Here is a 16958-nt window from a genome sequence, read left to right as displayed (position 1 = left end):
TATTCAAGGAGAATCTGGACGAAAACGAATGGGTAAGCGCAATTGGAACACCGACCCCTCGCCGTGTTGGCTTTCTACGGTAATTTTTCCGCCCATCATGATGGCAAAATGCTGACTGATCGCCAATCCTAAGCCCGTGCCACCGTATTTGCGCGTGGTTGACGGGTCGGCTTGAGAAAAGGCTTGGAATAAGCGCGCCATTTGCGTACCTGTCATGCCAATTCCCGTGTCTTTAACTTGGAATTCGATCCACGCTTCCTCCGAAGAAACAACAATTCGCCGCACGCTTAATATCACTTCGCCGCGCTCGGTGAATTTGGCAGCATTACTGAGAATATTTAATAAAATTTGCTGCAATTTAGACGCATCTGCATACATATCACCTAAAGGTTGATGATAATTTAATTCTAATTGATTTTCTCGTTTATCCATTAATGGTTGCACGGTATTAACGACTTGCATTAATAATGTTTCTATAGAGAAATTCTCAGGGAAAATTTCCATTTTTCCTGCTTCGATTTTAGAAATATCCAATACATCATTAATTAATCCCAATAAATGCCGTCCTGCACTGTGAATTTTATCTAAATCAATCACAGTGGCTTCATCGCCTGATTCGGCCGCATCTTCGCGTAAAATTTCACTATAACCAATAATTGCATTGAGCGGCGTGCGCAATTCATGGCTCATATTGGCAATAAATTGACTTTTCACTAAATTCGCTTCTTCGGCTGCTTCTTTAGCGCGAGATAATTCGTCAGCCCGTTCTTCTAATTGTTTAAACAACACGCGACTTTCTTCAAAAGCCAAAGCAATGCTAAAAAAACAAGGCCGCCATGATTGCGGTAAATCGGGGGGTAATGTGAGGCCATGTCCCATGTTTTGCTGTTCAATAAAATCAACCAATAATTCTACAGGTTTAAAAATTTCACGATGCAATAACCGATTGGTTAATAATAACATGAATAATAAAGTCGGTAATAATAATAAAAATCCCCAACTGGCACGAGTTAAAGCAGTAAGAATAATAGAATAACGCGGCAACCAAAAAATAAAATACCAATCATTATCCATGATTGCATAAATAATTAATGCGTCTTGTTGATAAAATAATTGTTTTTGTGCTTGTTCTAATATATCGGATAAACGCAACGCATCAGGTAAAAAAGCAGCAGATTCTGGCCATGGATTGCTTCTGTTTTCTCCCGTGATTAATACTTCACTTTTTTTATTAAGAATCATCACATGTCGAAACTGAGAACTAAACCAGTAATTTTCATATAATGATTCTTTTAAAAAAGGCAAAAGCAATTCTAAAGAAAAATCTACCGCAATAATCCCCCGAAATTGATGATTATCATAAATGGGAATGCTGGCGTTAATGAGCCAACGTTTTAAAGTATCTTCAAAATAAGGCGCAGTCCAAGATAAAGTACGAGTTGGATTTATCACAGGTAATGCGGCTTGATAATGGGCTTGTTTTAATAAATCAGGATGATAATGAAATTGGCTAGAAGCCAACCAAGGATAATGATTAACAAATTGTTGCGCCGATAGGTAATAAATCCGCTCCAAAGCGGGTAAACGCTTTTCAATGCCTGAAAATAACGCATTGAGTTGCAAAGCCACTTCTATATCGCGGTAAAATTCACGAGAACGATATTTAATATCTCCAATTCCCGTTAAATTACCAATATTGCTTTTATGAAAAGGAGAAGAAGGATGGTCTAAATGAAACAAATGACGATCCGCTTGATATTGCAATTGTCTTTGTAAAGAAGAAGGATAAAGTGGATCAGGTAACGTCTGAAAAAAATGCGTGGTAGTGCTTTGTAAATGTTCTAATTGTTGTGCAATCGATTGTAAAAAAGTATTGAGATAATTAAAACGTTCCGTAAAGCGCGTTTGCAATAAATGCTGTTCCGCATAATAAAGTGTTTTATATTGAATATAAAACAGCCCTGCGGACACTAATGTAACCACAATAACTGAGGCTAACATAATGTATTTGTAGCGAGTTAAAAAATTCATAATGACACAAAGGACTCAGCACACAATCCATAAGATAATGTAAATCATCTCTGGCGTTAGGGTGAGTGACGTTTATTTGGTGGTATTATTTTTTGCAAGGTTGAGTGTGCAAAGGTGAATATTATTGTTGTATCACTTTATATTGTAGCAAGAATTGACGCAAACGGCAGTATTTTCTATGAGATTGGGATAAAAAAACAGCCGTTGCCGATTAGAGGTGAGCAATGGGTAGAGAAAATAAGTCTATTCTCGAATCAAAGAAACAGAGAAACTCAAAATAAACAAAATCGTCGCCATCACCACAATAGAAGGCCCCGCAGGCGTATCGACAAAGTAAGAAAGACTTAATCCACCCAACACCGCAATACTGCCTAAAAAAGCCGCTAAAAAAGTCATCCATTCGGGCGTTTTAACCCAATAACGGGCAGCCGCCGCAGGAATAATCAGCATAGAAGTAATCAGTAAAATACCCACAATTTTCATCGCCACCGCAATCACTAAAGCCAGCATTAACATCAGTAATAAACGCATTTGATGAACCGCAATGCCTTCGACCTGGGCTAATTCTTCATGAATGGTAATGGACAATAATGCCGACCAACTGCGCCACAATAAAATTAACACCACCATTCCGCCGCCATATATCCAGTATAAATCAATATGATTAACTGCTAATAAGTCGCCAAATAAATAGCCATGTAAATCTAAACGAAATCCTTCTAAAAAAGATAAAGTCACTAAGCCTAATGCCAAAGTGCTATGGGCTAAAATACCCAGTAAAGTATCCGATGCTAATTTTTTTTGATTTTTTAATAATCCTAATAATAAAGCCAGCATGAAACAAACTAAAACAATGCTGATAATTGGAGTTATTTCTAATAAAATGCCCAATGCTAAACCCAATAAGGTAGAATGCGCTAAGGTATCGCCAAAATAAGCCATTCGTTGCCACACCACAAAACAACCTAATGGCCCCGCAATCAATGCTACCCCCAAACCGCCTAATACGGCTCTTATCATAAAATCATCCATTATTTTGCAGTGTCCGTAGGTAAAGAGAGAGAATGTTCAGCACAATGATGATGGTGTTGATAAACTGCTAAATCACGAGCCGCCCGACTGTCAAATAAATTTTGATAAGCAGGGTGTTGGCTGATGGTATCTGGAGAGCCTTCGCAACAAATATGTTGATTTAAACAAATCACATGATCCGTCGCTGCCATGACTAAATGTAAATCGTGAGAAACCATTAATACGCCACAATGTCGTTGTTCAGCAAGGCGATTAATGAGTTCATATAATTCATATTGTCCCACGACATCGACACCTTGAATTGGTTCATCTAAAACCAGTAAATCTGGTCGCCGAATTAACGCCCGCGCCAACAATACCCGCTGCATTTCTCCACCCGATAAAGTGCTTAATAAAGCCTGCTGTTTATCCACTACGCCCACTTCGGCTAATATTTTGCTTATATCTGCTTTATATTTTTCATTATTTAGCGTTAAAAAACGCATCACGGTTAAGGGTAAAATTGGATCCAGTGTCAAACGTTGCGGCATATAACCAATGCAAATCGGATGATGCCAATCAATTTCGCCTGATTTTGGTTTAATTAAACCTAAAATGACGCGCACTAAAGTGGTTTTTCCCGCGCCATTAGGGCCAATTAACGTCACAATTTGTCCACGTTGAACCGACAGCGAAATATTTTGTAAAATAAATCGCTGTTGTAATTGAACAGTAATATTTTTAACTTGCACTAAATAAGAAGATAATTTAGACGTTAATTGAATCATGTTTTATTTCTGTTTTAACTTGGCAATTTGGACAATAGCCAAATAATTCCACGGTAGATTCTGTTAAATTAAATTGGGCTTGGGCAGTGACTTCTTGTAATTCTTTCGCAAAAGAATCGCTGGCAAATTCCACCGCATTGCCACAAGCCCGACAAATGAGAAAATAAGCATAATGAGACTGTTCTGCATGAAAACAGGCAATAAAAGCATTTAACGAAGAAATCCTGTGAATAAATCCTTGTTCTAACAGAAATTCTAAAGCCCGATAAATGGTCGGCGGGGCAACTCTATGTCCTTCTAATTGTTGCAATTGTTCCAGTAAATCATAAGCTCCTAATGGCTTATGACTCTGGCAAATTAAACGCAACACCTGTTCACGTAAGGGCGTTAAACGCGATTGCCGTTGCTGGCATAAACGCGCCGCGGTGTCTAAAACATGTTGCTGACAATCATCATGATTATGCGGAAATAGTCCCGTGTGAAGCGAAAAAGAAGTCAACATAAATTTGCCTTTATTCATTACTCCAAGCAAGCCAATAATTGACTCGCCACATTTTGTAATAGCGACGAATAAGCCACTATGCCCGCTTGCGTCAAATCGATAGACAAGGGGTCTAATATGCCCGCTTTGGCCGTTGTTCCCTCAATGATCGTGGTGACTAAACTGGATTTAAATTGCGGCTCGCTAAAAACACATTGCACGTGCAATTGCTTAATTTTTTGCCGTAAACTTTGCAAGCGTTTGGCACTGGGGCGATTTTCTGGAGAAATTGTGATTGATCCCACCGCATTTAATTGATAGTGGTTTTCAAAATAAAAATAAGCATCATGAAAAACAATATAAGGTTTCTCACGAATCACTTGTAATTGTTGTCGTAATGTGTCGTCTAATGAAACCAAATGCAGCACGGCTTGTTCTGCGCGATGGTGATAATCCGCTGCCCGCATTGGATCAAGCATTGCCAATTCCTGTGCCACTCGTCGCACAATCCGCTTGGCATTTTCTGGAGACAGCCAAATATGCGGATCAAGCGTGTTTTCTTCCGCCACATCTTCTCTTTTATCGTGTCCATGATCAGCATGATGATGGTCGTGATCATTGTGTTTTTCCCACGCCCCACCTGCTCTGGCCGATAAACGCAGTAAATCGGGATCATTTAATAAAGCAACTGTTTTAATATCCGTCGGTAAATTGGCTAATGGTTTGGCTAAAAAACCTTCTAAAGATTCCCCTACCCAAATGATTAAATTTGCTTGTTGCAATTCACGCATTTGCGAGGGTTTTAAATGATAAGTATGCGGCGATTGATTGCTTTCTACCAATAAAATAGGCGGATTTTCTTCAGGTAAAACACTGCTTACCAAAGCCTGTAATGGCGCAATACTCACCACCACTTTGGGAACGGGCGTTTTATCCGCAAAAACAAACGTCGGCAGCAAGCCAAACAACGCAGTAATAATAAAATATTTCACAACATGTACTCCATACGTTAAAAAATAGGTTATAACATAATGGATAAAATCCGTTTACACAAGAGACGGCAAACACAGCCACTCACTATGGGTAAACTGCTATACTGTTGATTTTGCTTTGCTCGCATTTTCTTTAATTTTTTTAGGTTTTGACCATGATAAACAACGTATTGACTCGATGGACAACTTTTGTAGTCGGTTGTATTGTCGGGATTTTGGCTTACAGTAACGCTGTGGCCGCACCCAGTCATGACAATCTCGATCGCGCTACTTTAATCAATAACTTACCTTTTAGTGAACGTATTAATGTCGCCGCGGCCACCCTTGAGACCGGTGAATTAAAACCTTCTTGCTCTGGGGATCGCGTGGGGGGAAGTGTATGGTATCGTTATGTGACGTTTGAAGAGCGCGAAGTCACTTTAGACACAATTGATTCAGATTACGACACCATTTTATCGGTATGGCAAGGAAATACACACCCTTTGTCTGAGGTGGCGTGTAACGATGACAGTGCAGGTTCACCCCAAGCACAATTGAGCTTTACCGCTAAACCTAATACGGTTTATTTTTTTAATATCAGCAGCTTGCCACAAGATGCGGGTAGAAATTTGGTATTAAACGTGGCTCAAGCCCAACAGTTGACCAATGATAATTTTTTCTCTGCGGTGGTGATTCCTGCCAGTTCTAGCATTAGTTATCAACGCCAACAAATTGTCACAGCAGCCACATTAAGCCCAGATGAACCTCGTCCCAGTTGCGATCCAGACATTGAAAGCAGTGTATGGTATCGCTACACCCCAAACCAAACACAAAGTTTAGCCATTGACACCGCTGGCTCTAACCACGACACCAGTTTAACGATATGGAGTGGACAAAGTTCCCCAACACGAGAAATTGCTTGTAGTCGCACTAACGGTCTTGTTTCCCAAGCGGCGTTGCGGGCTGAATTAGAAGGCGGAGTCACTTACTGGTTACAAGTGGGTGGCCGCTATTTACCCGAAACGGGAAGCGGTGCTATTTTACAATTAAGTCTTAGAATTCCTGTTTCCAATACCAATGTGGATACGGCGCGTAGTGTCACAGAACCTTTGCCTTATCAAGTGCAATTAAGCAGTGTAGGGACAGATTTTAGTGGTATCTCTCCGCGTTGTGCGTTGGATGAGTTGGGGCATGATGTTTGGTTTGAATACACGCCAACGGTCGATCAGCGTAATATACGTATCAATACGGTAGGCTCTCGTTATGACACCTTGCTGGCCGTGTGGACGATGCAAGACGGAAAATTGACCCAATTGGCTTGTAATGACAATTATGTCACGGACAGCTTCAGTCAAGTGACCTCACAAGTCACCATGAGTCTCACGGCGAAAACCCGCTATTATTTGCAAGTGGCTGGAGTCATGGGTGCATCGGGAGACTTGGTATTGACGGTGGGAGAGCCGGGACGGCGCGATTTTGTTATCACTCGTTCGCCGGTCAATCAAACCATTCAATATCAAGAAACAGCGACTTTATCGGTGCGTATTGGCCCGATGGCGGGGATTAGTTACGTTTCTGAACCGTTGGTTTACCGTTGGTATCAAGGTAAACGCGGCAACACCACCCGTCCTGTGGGCGAAAATTCTCCCCGCTTCACAACCCCCGCTTTGGAAAAAACCACTCAATATTGGGTGCAAGTGAGCAATACAACTGGTGTACAAAGCAGTGAACAAGTGACCATTACTGTTGAAGGGGGTCCCGTTCAGCGTGATTTCCTGATCACGCGCCAACCCGCAAATCAAACCATTCAAGTCAATGAAACGGCTACCTTATCGGTGCGCGTGGGGCCTGCCACTGCGCAAACTCAAATGTCAGAACCATTAAGTTACCGTTGGTATCAGGGCGCAAGAGGTGATACATCAACTCCTGTTGGGGAAGACAGCAATAATTTTGTCACACCTGCTTTAACCCGCACCACAACCTATTGGGTACAAGTGAGCAATGAAACCGGCAGCCAAAACAGCAGTACCGCGCTGGTCACGGTCGAAGGCGAACTTCCTCCGCCACCAAGTAATGGCACGGGCGTGAATACATCCTTGGACATTTTGGAAACGACTGCAAATTTCACAGGCTTTTTTATCAAAGCCGCCGATCAGCAAACCGCACGCGAAGTATCTCAAAATGAAACCGTAGAAATATCCTTTATGATCAACACGGATACGCGCCATGTGGGCGAATTGGCCGACGTGATTTTAGTGGGCATTTACCGCACCCAAGAAGGGGAAGGCATTTACGTTTTTGATGCGAAAAATGGCACATGGCCGATTTGGGACATTACCTTAGAAGGGTTAAAACCCATGCAAGCCGATGTGACTTTAGGTGCTAATTTAGCGATTCCTTTATTTAAAGGGGAATTGCAAGGATTGGTGGGTGATTTTACTTTCTTTATTGGTTATGTTCTCAAGAGTGATGGTTCATTATTCTTTGGTACAGAGCCATTAACTTTTACCGTTACGCCTTAATTTTTTCTAAGGCTTAATTTTAACAGGGGATAAGGTCATTTTATAAAGATGATTTTATCCCTATTTTTAGTGATTTTATTTTAGAATTTAAGTAGTTAAATAAAAATATTCAGCTATTAAAAGTGTTCATAGTTTCTGCATTTCTACCGCCCCCCAGCCCCCTCCTGCTAGGAGGGGGAGAAAGAGGTTATTTTTATGGTTAAAATTTAACAAGATAACCTCATCTCTTTCCCCCTCCTAGCAGGAGGGGGGTAGGGGGGCGGTAGAAATGTGAAAATTCTGAACGCTTTTAATACCTTAATATTTTTATTTAACTACGCCCTGAGGCGATTTGGTAATGAATACCAGATTACTTTTGTTTAACTACTTGAGGAGAAATAGATTATGACTTCAGATTCTTTTTTACAACGCTGGTCAAAGCGCAAACGCGCCGCGCAACAACTCCCTACGGATTCTTCTGAAACGCCGCCGATTATTGCGGATACGACGAAATCCCCAGCGCAAGTGACGACGACAGCAGACACGCAGGAAAAACCGCTCACAGACGCGGATATGCCGTCCCTAGACAGTTTAACGCCGCAAACCGATATGCAACCGTTTTTTTCGCAGGGAGTCAGTGAGGAATTGCGCCGCGAGGCATTTCGGGCGTTATTTAAACAAGCGCAGTTTAATCAGTGTGATGGAATGGATATTTATGCGAGAAATTATAACGATTTCAAACCATTAGGCGATATTATTCCACACGATATGCAACGATTTTTTGCCCGCGAAGCCCAAGCCACAGCCGAAGCAGAGTCAGCTATTCCTGCGCCTTTGCCTTCTGAAACCACTACGGACACCTCAACTCAGCCCACAATTGCTCCCGATGAAAAAAGTATGAAATGATTCATCTTTATTGTGTCTGAATCAGAATTTCCAGAATTTTAAAATTTCCAGAATTGAAGAAAAACTATTTTAAGAACGGATTAATTCTGAAAATCCTTGTGTCTGTAAATTCTGATTCTGACAAAATAATAAGAAAAAATGCAAATCACTGTCCGCCGCGCACCAACCGAACGTGACCATAGCCGTTGCGATAGTTGCTGCTGCCATGACCATGCTTGAAACCCACGTACCACGCGTAGCCTTCGTTGCCCGCAACAGGGGAACTAGACCAAACAAAGTGGTGTTCAGCAAGCGCATCAGGAAATGCTTCTTTGACTAAGGTTGGACGCTGATACTCACTCTCACACTTTTTGCCGTTATTTGGAAAATAAGCAGGCTTTCCGCTGCTACAGTAAACCAAGCTGCGCAGTTCCTCAATCGTCGGGAGTCGCCAACCACTATGTCCCGCAAAGCTAATCTTTAGTTTCTGTGCTTCATCCCAATCCATTTTCTGTGCTTCTCCCTGACAGCGTCCATTTTGCCATTCTTGTCCAATGAGGCAGCGCATCCACTGGAGATTGGTTTTGGTGTCGGTTTTGGTGTCGGTTACAGTGCCGTCGCCGTTGTCGCGGTAGCGGTCTTTGATTAAAGATGTTTTAGATTCAGCCTTTACCAATTTTTCTTCCATTACCTTTAATTCTGTCTGCAAACTTCGCAACTTATTTTGGCAAGCAGACAAATCCGCTTTTGAAGTATTTAACGCAGTTTCTTGCTGTTTAAAGCGAGATTGCAAGCCATTATAATTATTTTTATAGCTTGTTAAATCCGATTGGCATAATGACAATGATTTTTCAGCCTTATCAAGTTGATTTTTAGCTTGAGATAAAATGGATGATGGTTCTGGATTATTGACAACAATTATGGGCTGCTTAGTTTCCCAATAAGCCACATTTAAAATCAACACAGATAATAATCCAAAACCCAGCCAAAATCCCCAGCGAGAAGGTTTAATCACCGTTTTAATGACCACTGAATTATCAGACAAACCCAGTCGATTATTCCAATGTTGAATAGTTTTTGCGTTTAAATCACGTAATTGTGGCCAATGTCTAAACAATTCATCAAAACGCCCCACATAACCACTATTTAACAAATAATCCTCTTCACAAACCCGCAAAGCTAAACCCACAACCCGTTGACTTTCATGATGATAAACCAATCCACCACTTTGTCCGCGCCCTTTTAAACAATCCGAAATAAACATATTTGGATGCTTTTCTGGAAAACTTAATAGCTTCCCTTCAGTAATCATAAAATTATCTTGCGGATAACCCAAAGCAACAACCGATTGGGAAAGATTTAAAATATTCACCAAACCCAATGGCACATAATCAGAACTGGGTTTTTCATTCCACAATTTTAAAACCGCAATATCAATTTCTTCATTTCTAAAACATTTATCCTCTTCTAATCTGACACGTTTTTTACCATAAATACTATTGCTAATATAAAGCTCATTTCTGTCTGCATATTCCCCAATACAATGATAGGCAGTTAATAAATAATCAGGGGTAATAAAAAAAGCCGTCCCGACACTTTCTTTTCCTACCCAAAATCTAACCGTGGCGCGCTCTAAAAGACGTGTTAATTCCCCTTCTGCAATCGGCATGATTTACCTCTCAAATTGATACCAGATAATTCAGGATAGCACCTTATTAACAAGTGCTATCCCAATTTTCAAAACTCCCTTAATCCCCACAATCCTGACACAGAAAATCTAAAGTGTGCATCAGCACTAAAGCTGAAACCACCACAGTGGTATGAGTGGGATGAAGCACTGGCACAACAAATATATCGGCAAAAATCGCAATGGCCAATTCTTGTTGTGCGTGGGGAACGCCGCGTGTTTTTTTCCAATACGAACACGCCGTTTCACCGCCTTTTAAACGGCTTAACTTAACCTTACAGAAAAAATCGCGCACCTCATCTTGCTTACGCAAATTTTTCAGCCACTGCGTTGCCATCGCCTTCATTTCTTCAAGAGACGGCAATTTACCAATTGGCCGAGCCTCATCCCATTCTTCTTTTAACACCACTTTACGATAAAAATCTTGATACAACTTCGATTCATCCGCAAAATACGCTGCAATTAATTGCTCATCAGTCATCATTTCACTCCTTTATTACCACTCACAAAATCGCGTCAATATAACTGTATTTTTTATCAAATTCAACCACACCATAGACTCTGATGGCTTTACCTCACTCATAAGAAGTATCACCACAGAATCAATAGTGCCGAATTATAAAGGGAATAATAAAGAGAAAAGAAGGGGAGAAAAGAATTATTTTTACTCTTAAAAAAGAGTCAAATAAAAGACATGAACAACTTAATATTGAAAGTCAGCAGCAGAATCATTAAGATGGGAGATAGGGGATAATTTTTATTTAACCCAATACCTCCCATTTTGCGTTTATTTCTCGCGGAATTTATCGTGACAAGATTTGCAAGTTTTGCCTGTTTCAGCAAACTGTGCTTTGATCTTGTCTAAATCGCCTGTTTTAGCGACTTCTAATAATTTTTCGCTTTCAGTGGCTAAAGCCGCATTTTTGGCTTTGAAATCGTCCCATTCTTCCCAAATATTGGGTTTTGCGCCCGTTTTAACGTCCATACTGAGCATGTCGGTTTCTGGAATAAAGCCTTCTAAAGCCATCTTGCTCAATGCGGCTACGCGCTCGGCACGTAGTGTAAAGCTGTCCGCGTCATAACTGGCTTCGCCTTTAACCACTTGTGCCATCGGGGCAAAATTCCCTTTGATGACTTGGTAAACACTTTGGCGGTATTCGACAGCATCTTTTTTGGCATCATCTGCCCATGCGGTGCCACTCAGCGCAGTTGTTAATAATAGCCCAGAAATCAATGTGTTAGCCACTCGATTCATTAGAAAAATACTCCTTACTCAGTGTTAAGATTAGCGTCTGCCATTTCTCAAGGGCAATTGCCCAGTGTTAATATGGGGATGATAAACTGAATTTCAAAGGGAAATTGTACAACATTATTATCGCCAAAACAGAGCAAAAACAAAGTGAATTCAATTTTTTTTCCATTAAAAGCAGGGATTGGTTTGCGTTCGGTGCATTATCAGGCATTATTAGAAACGCGGCCAGCGGTGGGTTGGTTGGAAGCCCACAGTGAAAATTATTTCAGTGCGGGAGGGGCGACGCTGCGCTGGTTGACGCGACTACGTGAATTGTATCCTTTGAGTCTGCATGGGGTGGGTTTATCGTTGGGTTCAACGGATCAATTCGCCGTTTCTCATTTGGAAAAATTAAAACAATTAATCGCTCGTTTTGAGCCTGTATTGGTGTCAGAGCATTTGTCATGGTCATCTGTAAATCAGCGATTTTTTAACGAATTATTACCGCTACCTTATAATGAAAGCACATTAGCTTATTTAAGTCAGCGTATTGATCAAGTGCAGCATTATTTAGGGCGACAACTATTAATTGAAAATGTCTCCAGTTATATTCAATTTAAGGCTTCTACGATGCCTGAATGGGTTTTTATTCGGGAATTGGTGCAACGAACAGGTTGTGGTGTTTTATTAGATATTAATAACGTCTATGTCAATGCGTTTAATCATGGATTTAATCCAGAAACTTATTTAGCGGCAATACCTAGTGATGCGGTCAAAGAATTTCATTTGGTGGGATTTGAGAATCATCATGAATCATTACTGATTGATACCCATAGCCGAACCGTAGCTGATGGCGTTTGGGAATGGTATCAAAAGGCTTTAACTTATTTCGGTGATATACCAACTATTATCGAATGGGATAATGATATTCCTGAATTAAAACAATTAGTTAATGAAGCTGAAAAAGCAGATAATTATCGGAAAATTTATCATGAACGCACCCAGTGAATTAAAACAATTACAAGAAAATTTTGCCGATTTGATCTGGAATTTTTCAGTCGAAAAAGCCGATGATTTTTCTGACTCTGCCTTAACCGCAGAAAGTGCAAATGGATTAATGATTTATCGCAATAGTATTTTTGGTCTATTAAGCGATGCGTTAAGCCGCATTTATCCTGTGGTGCAACGATTGGTGGGCGAGCGTTTTTTTTACGTGATGGCTAAACACTATGTGCAGCATTATCCGTCTTATTCTGGCGATTTACACGAATATGGTGCGTTTTTTAACACATTTATTACCCATTATTCTCCTGCACAATCACTGATTTATTTACCTGATGTGGCGCGTTTAGAATGGGCGTGGCATTGTGCTTTTCATGCGGCGGATTCTGATGCTCTTCAAATAGAAGCATTGGCACAAATTCCTGTTGACCAATCGGCATCATTACGCTTTCATTTACATCCATCGGCGCATTTATTGGCTTCTGATTATCCCATTCAACGTATTTGGCAAGTGAATCAAGACCATTATCAAGGCGATAAACACGTTGATTTGGCGCAAGGGGGGGATTTATTATTAATTTTGAGACGAAATTTTTTAATCGAATTGCATCGATTATCTCCAGCAGAATTTACCTTACTTTCTGCATTGCAAAATGGAAAAACTTTTGAACAAACCTGTGAACAAACATTAGCCGTCAATAAGCATTTTCATTTAAGCCATTATTTATACTATTTTATACAAAATAATACCATCACTGCTTTTTCCCACGATTAACCTGCCATAAGGAATAATAAAATGTCAAAAGATTCAATAGACACTCGCCTGCAATTAGACACACCAGAGCGTATTGATTTTGCTAATCATGTTTTGCGAGTTTTGCGTTATGTCATTGCCACCATTCAATTGGAAAAACGCAAACAATGGAGCAGCCAAGATTTAATTGATTTATTAGACAAAATGATGCTAGAAATTGCACAAGGCATTACCGAAGAAGATAAAATTCGAGAACATCGCTTGCGCATGGGGTTGCACGCATTTAAGCAGGGCATGAGTCGAGATAAAAACCCTTATCCCACTGATTCTCAAGAACATTCATGGTGGGATACGGGATGGCGTGATGGTGAGCGCGCCGCTAAAAAAGCCCAGTTAAAACCCGTCCCCGAAATCGCCGCAGAACATCGACAAAAACCGCGCTGTTATTACCGTGTTCAGCTTCAAGATCAATCAGGTACAGTCGAATGGAGTGCCGCATTACACATGTATGTGGCGGCGGGCGGCGGCACACTTTACGATGATTACGACGAAGCCGAAAGTTTAACTCGTCATCTGCAACAAATGGCTAAAACAGGTGTGGTTTCTCTACTGGTTGTAGAAGCCAATACTGAGAAAAATTAACGCCATTCATTGGCTTGATCGTGGCGTTTATTTTAATTTATTATTAGGCAATTTTTTAATAAAAAATGAATACTATTTATAACTTAGAAATTCAGCGGGGTTATCCCTTACCTTTAGGCGCAACGTTATTGCCAAATGGGGTTAATTTTGCTGTTTTTTCTAGTTCGGCCAGCAGTGTTTCATTAGTGTTGTTTGCCCCTAGAGAATATCGTTCTGAATTTCGTCGTGAAATTCGCTTGCGTTCTCGCATTCATCGCACAGGTCACATTTGGCATGTTTTTGTAGCAGGCATTGGTATTGATTGGGAATATGCTTATCACGTGGCTTATGACCCGAATCATGCGCCTTCATTTTTGCATTTGGAACGGGAACAATTACTGCTCGATCCTTATGCCAAATTAATTCAAGGTCGCCCAGAATGGTCTGTACCTCAACAAGCCTCGCGTCGCCGCATTTTTGCCAGCGGCGTGCGGCGTGGCGTGGTCGTCGCCGACCATTATGCGTGGGAAGCTGATCGTCCGCTTCATCGCCCTTATGCCGAAACCGTTATTTATGAATTACATGTGCGCGGCTTCACCCGACACCCCAGCGCGCAGGTTAATGCAAAAGCAGGCACTTTTGCCGCTTTAACCGAAAAAATCCCCTATTTACAACAATTAGGCGTGACCGCGGTTGAATTATTACCCATTCACGAATTTGACGAAGCTGAAAATCCACGCCGCAATCCGCAGAATGGCGCATTTTTAGCGAATTATTGGGGATATAGTTCTATTAATTGGTTTGCACCTAAATTGAGTTATGCCGACAATCCACAACAGGTATTAAACGAACTTAAAAGTATGGTTAAAGCCTTTCATTGTGCGGGCATTGAAGTTTTTTTAGATGTGGTTTTTAACCATACGGCTGAAGGAGATCAACACGGTGTCACGTTTTCTTTAAAAGGATTTGATAACGAAGTTTATTATTTACTGACTAAAGACAAAACGGCTTATTTAAATTATTCAGGTTGTGGCAATACTATTAATGCCAATCATCCTGTCGTGAGCGATTTAATTATTGATTGTTTGCGTTATTGGGTATTGGAAATGCACATTGATGGTTTTCGCTTTGATTTAGCCTCTATTCTTTGTCGCGGTCAGCAGGGAGAAGTGTTGCCTTTACCGCCTTTAATTCAGCGTATTGCACAAGACCCTATTTTGGCACAAACTAAGTTAATTGCTGAAGCGTGGGATGCGGCAGGATTATATCAAGTGGGACAATTTCCTTGCCCACAACGTTGGGCAGAATGGAATGGTCGCTTTAGAGATGACATTAGACGTTTTCTTAAAGGCGATGGGGGGCAGATTATGGGTTTAAAAAATCGCCTGATGGGCAGTCCTGACTTATATCATGCGCCATGGCGCAGTATTAATTTTATTACTTCTCACGATGGTTTTACTCTTCATGATTTGGTCAGTTATAATCAAAAATATAACGAAGCTAATGGTGAAAATAATCAAGATGGCGATTCGCACAATAACAGTTGGAATTGCGGCCAAGAAGGAGAAACAATTAATACTCGCATTATACAATTACGGCAGCGACAAATGAAGAATTTTTTAGCCCTGTTATTTCTTTCGCAAGGCACGCCCATGTTAGTGGCCGGAGATGAATGCGGGCGCACGCAATTAGGCAATAATAATGCGTATTGTCAAGACAATGAAATCAGTTGGTTTCATTGGCAATTGGTCGAAAAAAATGCCGATTTATGGCGTTTTTGTCAACAATTAATTCTCTTACGCCGTCATGAAACATTATTTCAACAGAATCAATTTTTATCTGAACATCATCGCCATGTTCCTCATGTGCAGTGGCATGGGGTTAAATTATCTTGTCCTGATTGGTCTTGGGAGTCGCGTTCTTTAGCGTTACAATTGCGTTCTGATGAAGGTTATTATGCGGCACATTATTACTTAATTATTAATGCGTTTTGGGATAATTTAACTTTTGAATTGCCGCCTTTACCTTCTCGACAATCGTGGTATCGTTTTATTGATACTTATTTAAGTGCGCCAGAAGATATTGCGGCTTCTTTACAAGAAACGGTTCGTTTAACGCAACAAGATCATTATGCGGTATCTGGCCGTTCGGTGGTGTTGTTGGTGGCGCGGACGGAGTAATTTTTTAATTTTACCTTGTTTTTGATTACTTATGGAAAATATCCGTGAAATTCGCAGTTTTGTGCGTCGCAATAGCAGAACCACCGATGCCCAACGACGTGCTTTACAACATTTTTGGTCGCAATATGGCATTGATTATCAAGAACAAATTCTTGATCTCAATGCCGAATTTCAACGCACCGCGCCTAAACATATAGAAATCGGTTTCGGACGCGGTGATGCGTTACATTATTTTGCTTGTCATTATCCTGAATGTGATTTTTTGGGGATTGATATTCATTTGCCCGGTGCAGGGCGTTTGTTGCAGCAATTAAGTGATGATGCTTTGTCGAATGTGCGTGTAATGACCGAAGATGCCGTGAAAATATTAACCCATTGCATTGCACCTAATAGTATTGAACGATTTTATGTGTTATTTCCCGATCCATGGCCGAAAAAAAGACATCTTAAACGGCGTTTAATTCAAGCTGATTTTGTTGCCTTAATTGCCAGTCGTTTAAAAGTGAATGGTGAGTTTTATTTGGCGACGGATTGGGAAGATTATGCGTATCAAATGCTGAATGTTTTAGAAGCGAATGCGTGTTTTCAAAATAAACTGGCACCGCGTTGTTTTTTGCCGCGTTGGCGGGTGGATCGTCCTTTGACCAAATTTGAACAACGAGGACAACGTTTGGGACATGGCGTGTGGGATTTGTGTTATGTCAAGCGTGAGAAAAATTGGGTAGAAAAGTAAAAATTCTGAATGTTTTTATTTAACGACTTATTCCAAAAACCAACCCCCCAACGCAACGCATTGGGAGGCGGGCAATTTCTAA

15 protein-coding genes are annotated in these 16958 nt (G+C 40.8%); 7 read left to right on the top strand and 8 right to left on the bottom strand.

The features are described 5' to 3' along the window. Positions 1 to 3: 3 nt before the first annotated feature. The 5 genes from TPSD3_RS17950 to TPSD3_RS09180 form a co-directional block, all read right to left on the bottom strand. Positions 4 to 2001 (bottom strand): ATP-binding protein, encoded by a 1998-nt coding sequence (locus tag TPSD3_RS17950; RefSeq protein WP_245391552.1) that lies wholly within the window; start codon positions 1999 to 2001, stop codon positions 4 to 6. A 273-nt stretch (positions 2002 to 2274) separates the two neighbouring features. Then, positions 2275 to 3063: a zinc ABC transporter permease subunit ZnuB gene (gene znuB / locus TPSD3_RS09195; RefSeq protein ID WP_086488242.1), complete on the bottom strand. Its 789-nt coding sequence runs from the start codon at positions 3061 to 3063 to the stop codon at positions 2275 to 2277. Then, positions 3063 to 3830: a zinc ABC transporter ATP-binding protein ZnuC gene (znuC, locus tag TPSD3_RS09190; protein ID WP_086488241.1), complete on the bottom strand. Its 768-nt coding sequence runs from the start codon at positions 3828 to 3830 to the stop codon at positions 3063 to 3065. The genes znuB and znuC overlap by 1 nt, the downstream gene beginning before the upstream one ends. Next, positions 3811 to 4350 carry a transcriptional repressor gene (locus TPSD3_RS09185; RefSeq protein ID WP_217884413.1) on the bottom strand — a complete coding sequence of 180 codons (540 nt, stop codon included), beginning with the start codon at positions 4348 to 4350 and terminating at the stop codon, positions 3811 to 3813. The genes znuC and TPSD3_RS09185 overlap by 20 nt, the downstream gene beginning before the upstream one ends. After that, positions 4350 to 5303 carry a zinc ABC transporter substrate-binding protein gene (locus tag TPSD3_RS09180; protein ID WP_086488240.1) on the bottom strand — a complete coding sequence of 318 codons (954 nt, stop codon included), beginning with the start codon at positions 5301 to 5303 and terminating at the stop codon, positions 4350 to 4352. The genes TPSD3_RS09185 and TPSD3_RS09180 overlap by 1 nt, the downstream gene beginning before the upstream one ends. A gap of 155 nt (positions 5304 to 5458) precedes the next feature. Here TPSD3_RS09180 and TPSD3_RS09175 point away from each other — a divergent pair, with 155 nt between their 5' ends. Next, positions 5459 to 7804: an immunoglobulin domain-containing protein gene (locus tag TPSD3_RS09175; protein WP_086488239.1), complete on the top strand. Its 2346-nt coding sequence runs from the start codon at positions 5459 to 5461 to the stop codon at positions 7802 to 7804. Between the two features lie 384 nt (positions 7805 to 8188). Then, a complete protein-coding gene (locus TPSD3_RS09170; RefSeq protein ID WP_086488238.1) occupies positions 8189 to 8689 on the top strand; it encodes a DUF3306 domain-containing protein in 501 nt (166 codons plus the stop codon). A 145-nt stretch (positions 8690 to 8834) separates the two neighbouring features. On the opposite strand, the gene TPSD3_RS09165 is transcribed toward TPSD3_RS09170, so the two are convergent. From TPSD3_RS09165 to TPSD3_RS09155, 3 genes are all read right to left on the bottom strand, one after another. Further along, positions 8835 to 10337 (bottom strand): Lcl domain-containing protein, encoded by a 1503-nt coding sequence (locus tag TPSD3_RS09165; protein WP_086488237.1) that lies wholly within the window; start codon positions 10335 to 10337, stop codon positions 8835 to 8837. A gap of 79 nt (positions 10338 to 10416) precedes the next feature. Beyond that, entirely contained in the window at positions 10417 to 10839 is a 423-nt protein-coding gene (locus TPSD3_RS09160) for a hypothetical protein (protein ID WP_140048524.1), read from the bottom strand. A 303-nt stretch (positions 10840 to 11142) separates the two neighbouring features. Then, positions 11143 to 11610 (bottom strand): c-type cytochrome, encoded by a 468-nt coding sequence (locus tag TPSD3_RS09155; RefSeq protein WP_086488235.1) that lies wholly within the window; start codon positions 11608 to 11610, stop codon positions 11143 to 11145. A gap of 144 nt (positions 11611 to 11754) precedes the next feature. Here TPSD3_RS09155 and bufB point away from each other — a divergent pair, with 144 nt between their 5' ends. From bufB to trmB, 5 genes are all read left to right on the top strand, one after another. Beyond that, the gene (bufB, locus tag TPSD3_RS09150; RefSeq protein WP_086488234.1) at positions 11755 to 12594 is read left to right on the top strand and encodes an MNIO family bufferin maturase; all 840 of its coding nucleotides are present in this window, start codon (positions 11755 to 11757) and stop codon (positions 12592 to 12594) included. Continuing rightward, the gene (locus TPSD3_RS09145) at positions 12578 to 13363 is read left to right on the top strand and encodes an HvfC/BufC N-terminal domain-containing protein (RefSeq protein ID WP_176329806.1); all 786 of its coding nucleotides are present in this window, start codon (positions 12578 to 12580) and stop codon (positions 13361 to 13363) included. Before bufB ends, TPSD3_RS09145 begins: the two co-directional genes overlap by 17 nt. A 21-nt stretch (positions 13364 to 13384) precedes the next feature. Continuing rightward, complete coding sequence (locus tag TPSD3_RS09140; protein ID WP_086488232.1) at positions 13385 to 13984, top strand: ribosome modulation factor; 600 nt, start codon at positions 13385 to 13387, stop codon at positions 13982 to 13984. 65 nt (positions 13985 to 14049) lie between these two features. Further along, positions 14050 to 16143, top strand: coding sequence for a glycogen debranching protein GlgX (gene glgX, locus TPSD3_RS09135; RefSeq protein ID WP_086488231.1), 2094 nt, complete (start codon positions 14050 to 14052; stop codon positions 16141 to 16143). A 31-nt stretch (positions 16144 to 16174) separates the two neighbouring features. Next, complete coding sequence (gene trmB / locus TPSD3_RS09130) at positions 16175 to 16876, top strand: tRNA (guanosine(46)-N7)-methyltransferase TrmB (RefSeq protein WP_086488230.1); 702 nt, start codon at positions 16175 to 16177, stop codon at positions 16874 to 16876. The last annotated feature ends 82 nt before the right edge of the window (positions 16877 to 16958 follow it).

The sequence above is a fragment of the Thioflexithrix psekupsensis genome (genome assembly GCF_002149925.1).
Taxonomy (GTDB): Bacteria; Pseudomonadota; Gammaproteobacteria; order Beggiatoales; family Beggiatoaceae; genus Thioflexithrix; species Thioflexithrix psekupsensis.
This window is presented reverse-complemented; position numbering and strand designations above follow the sequence as displayed.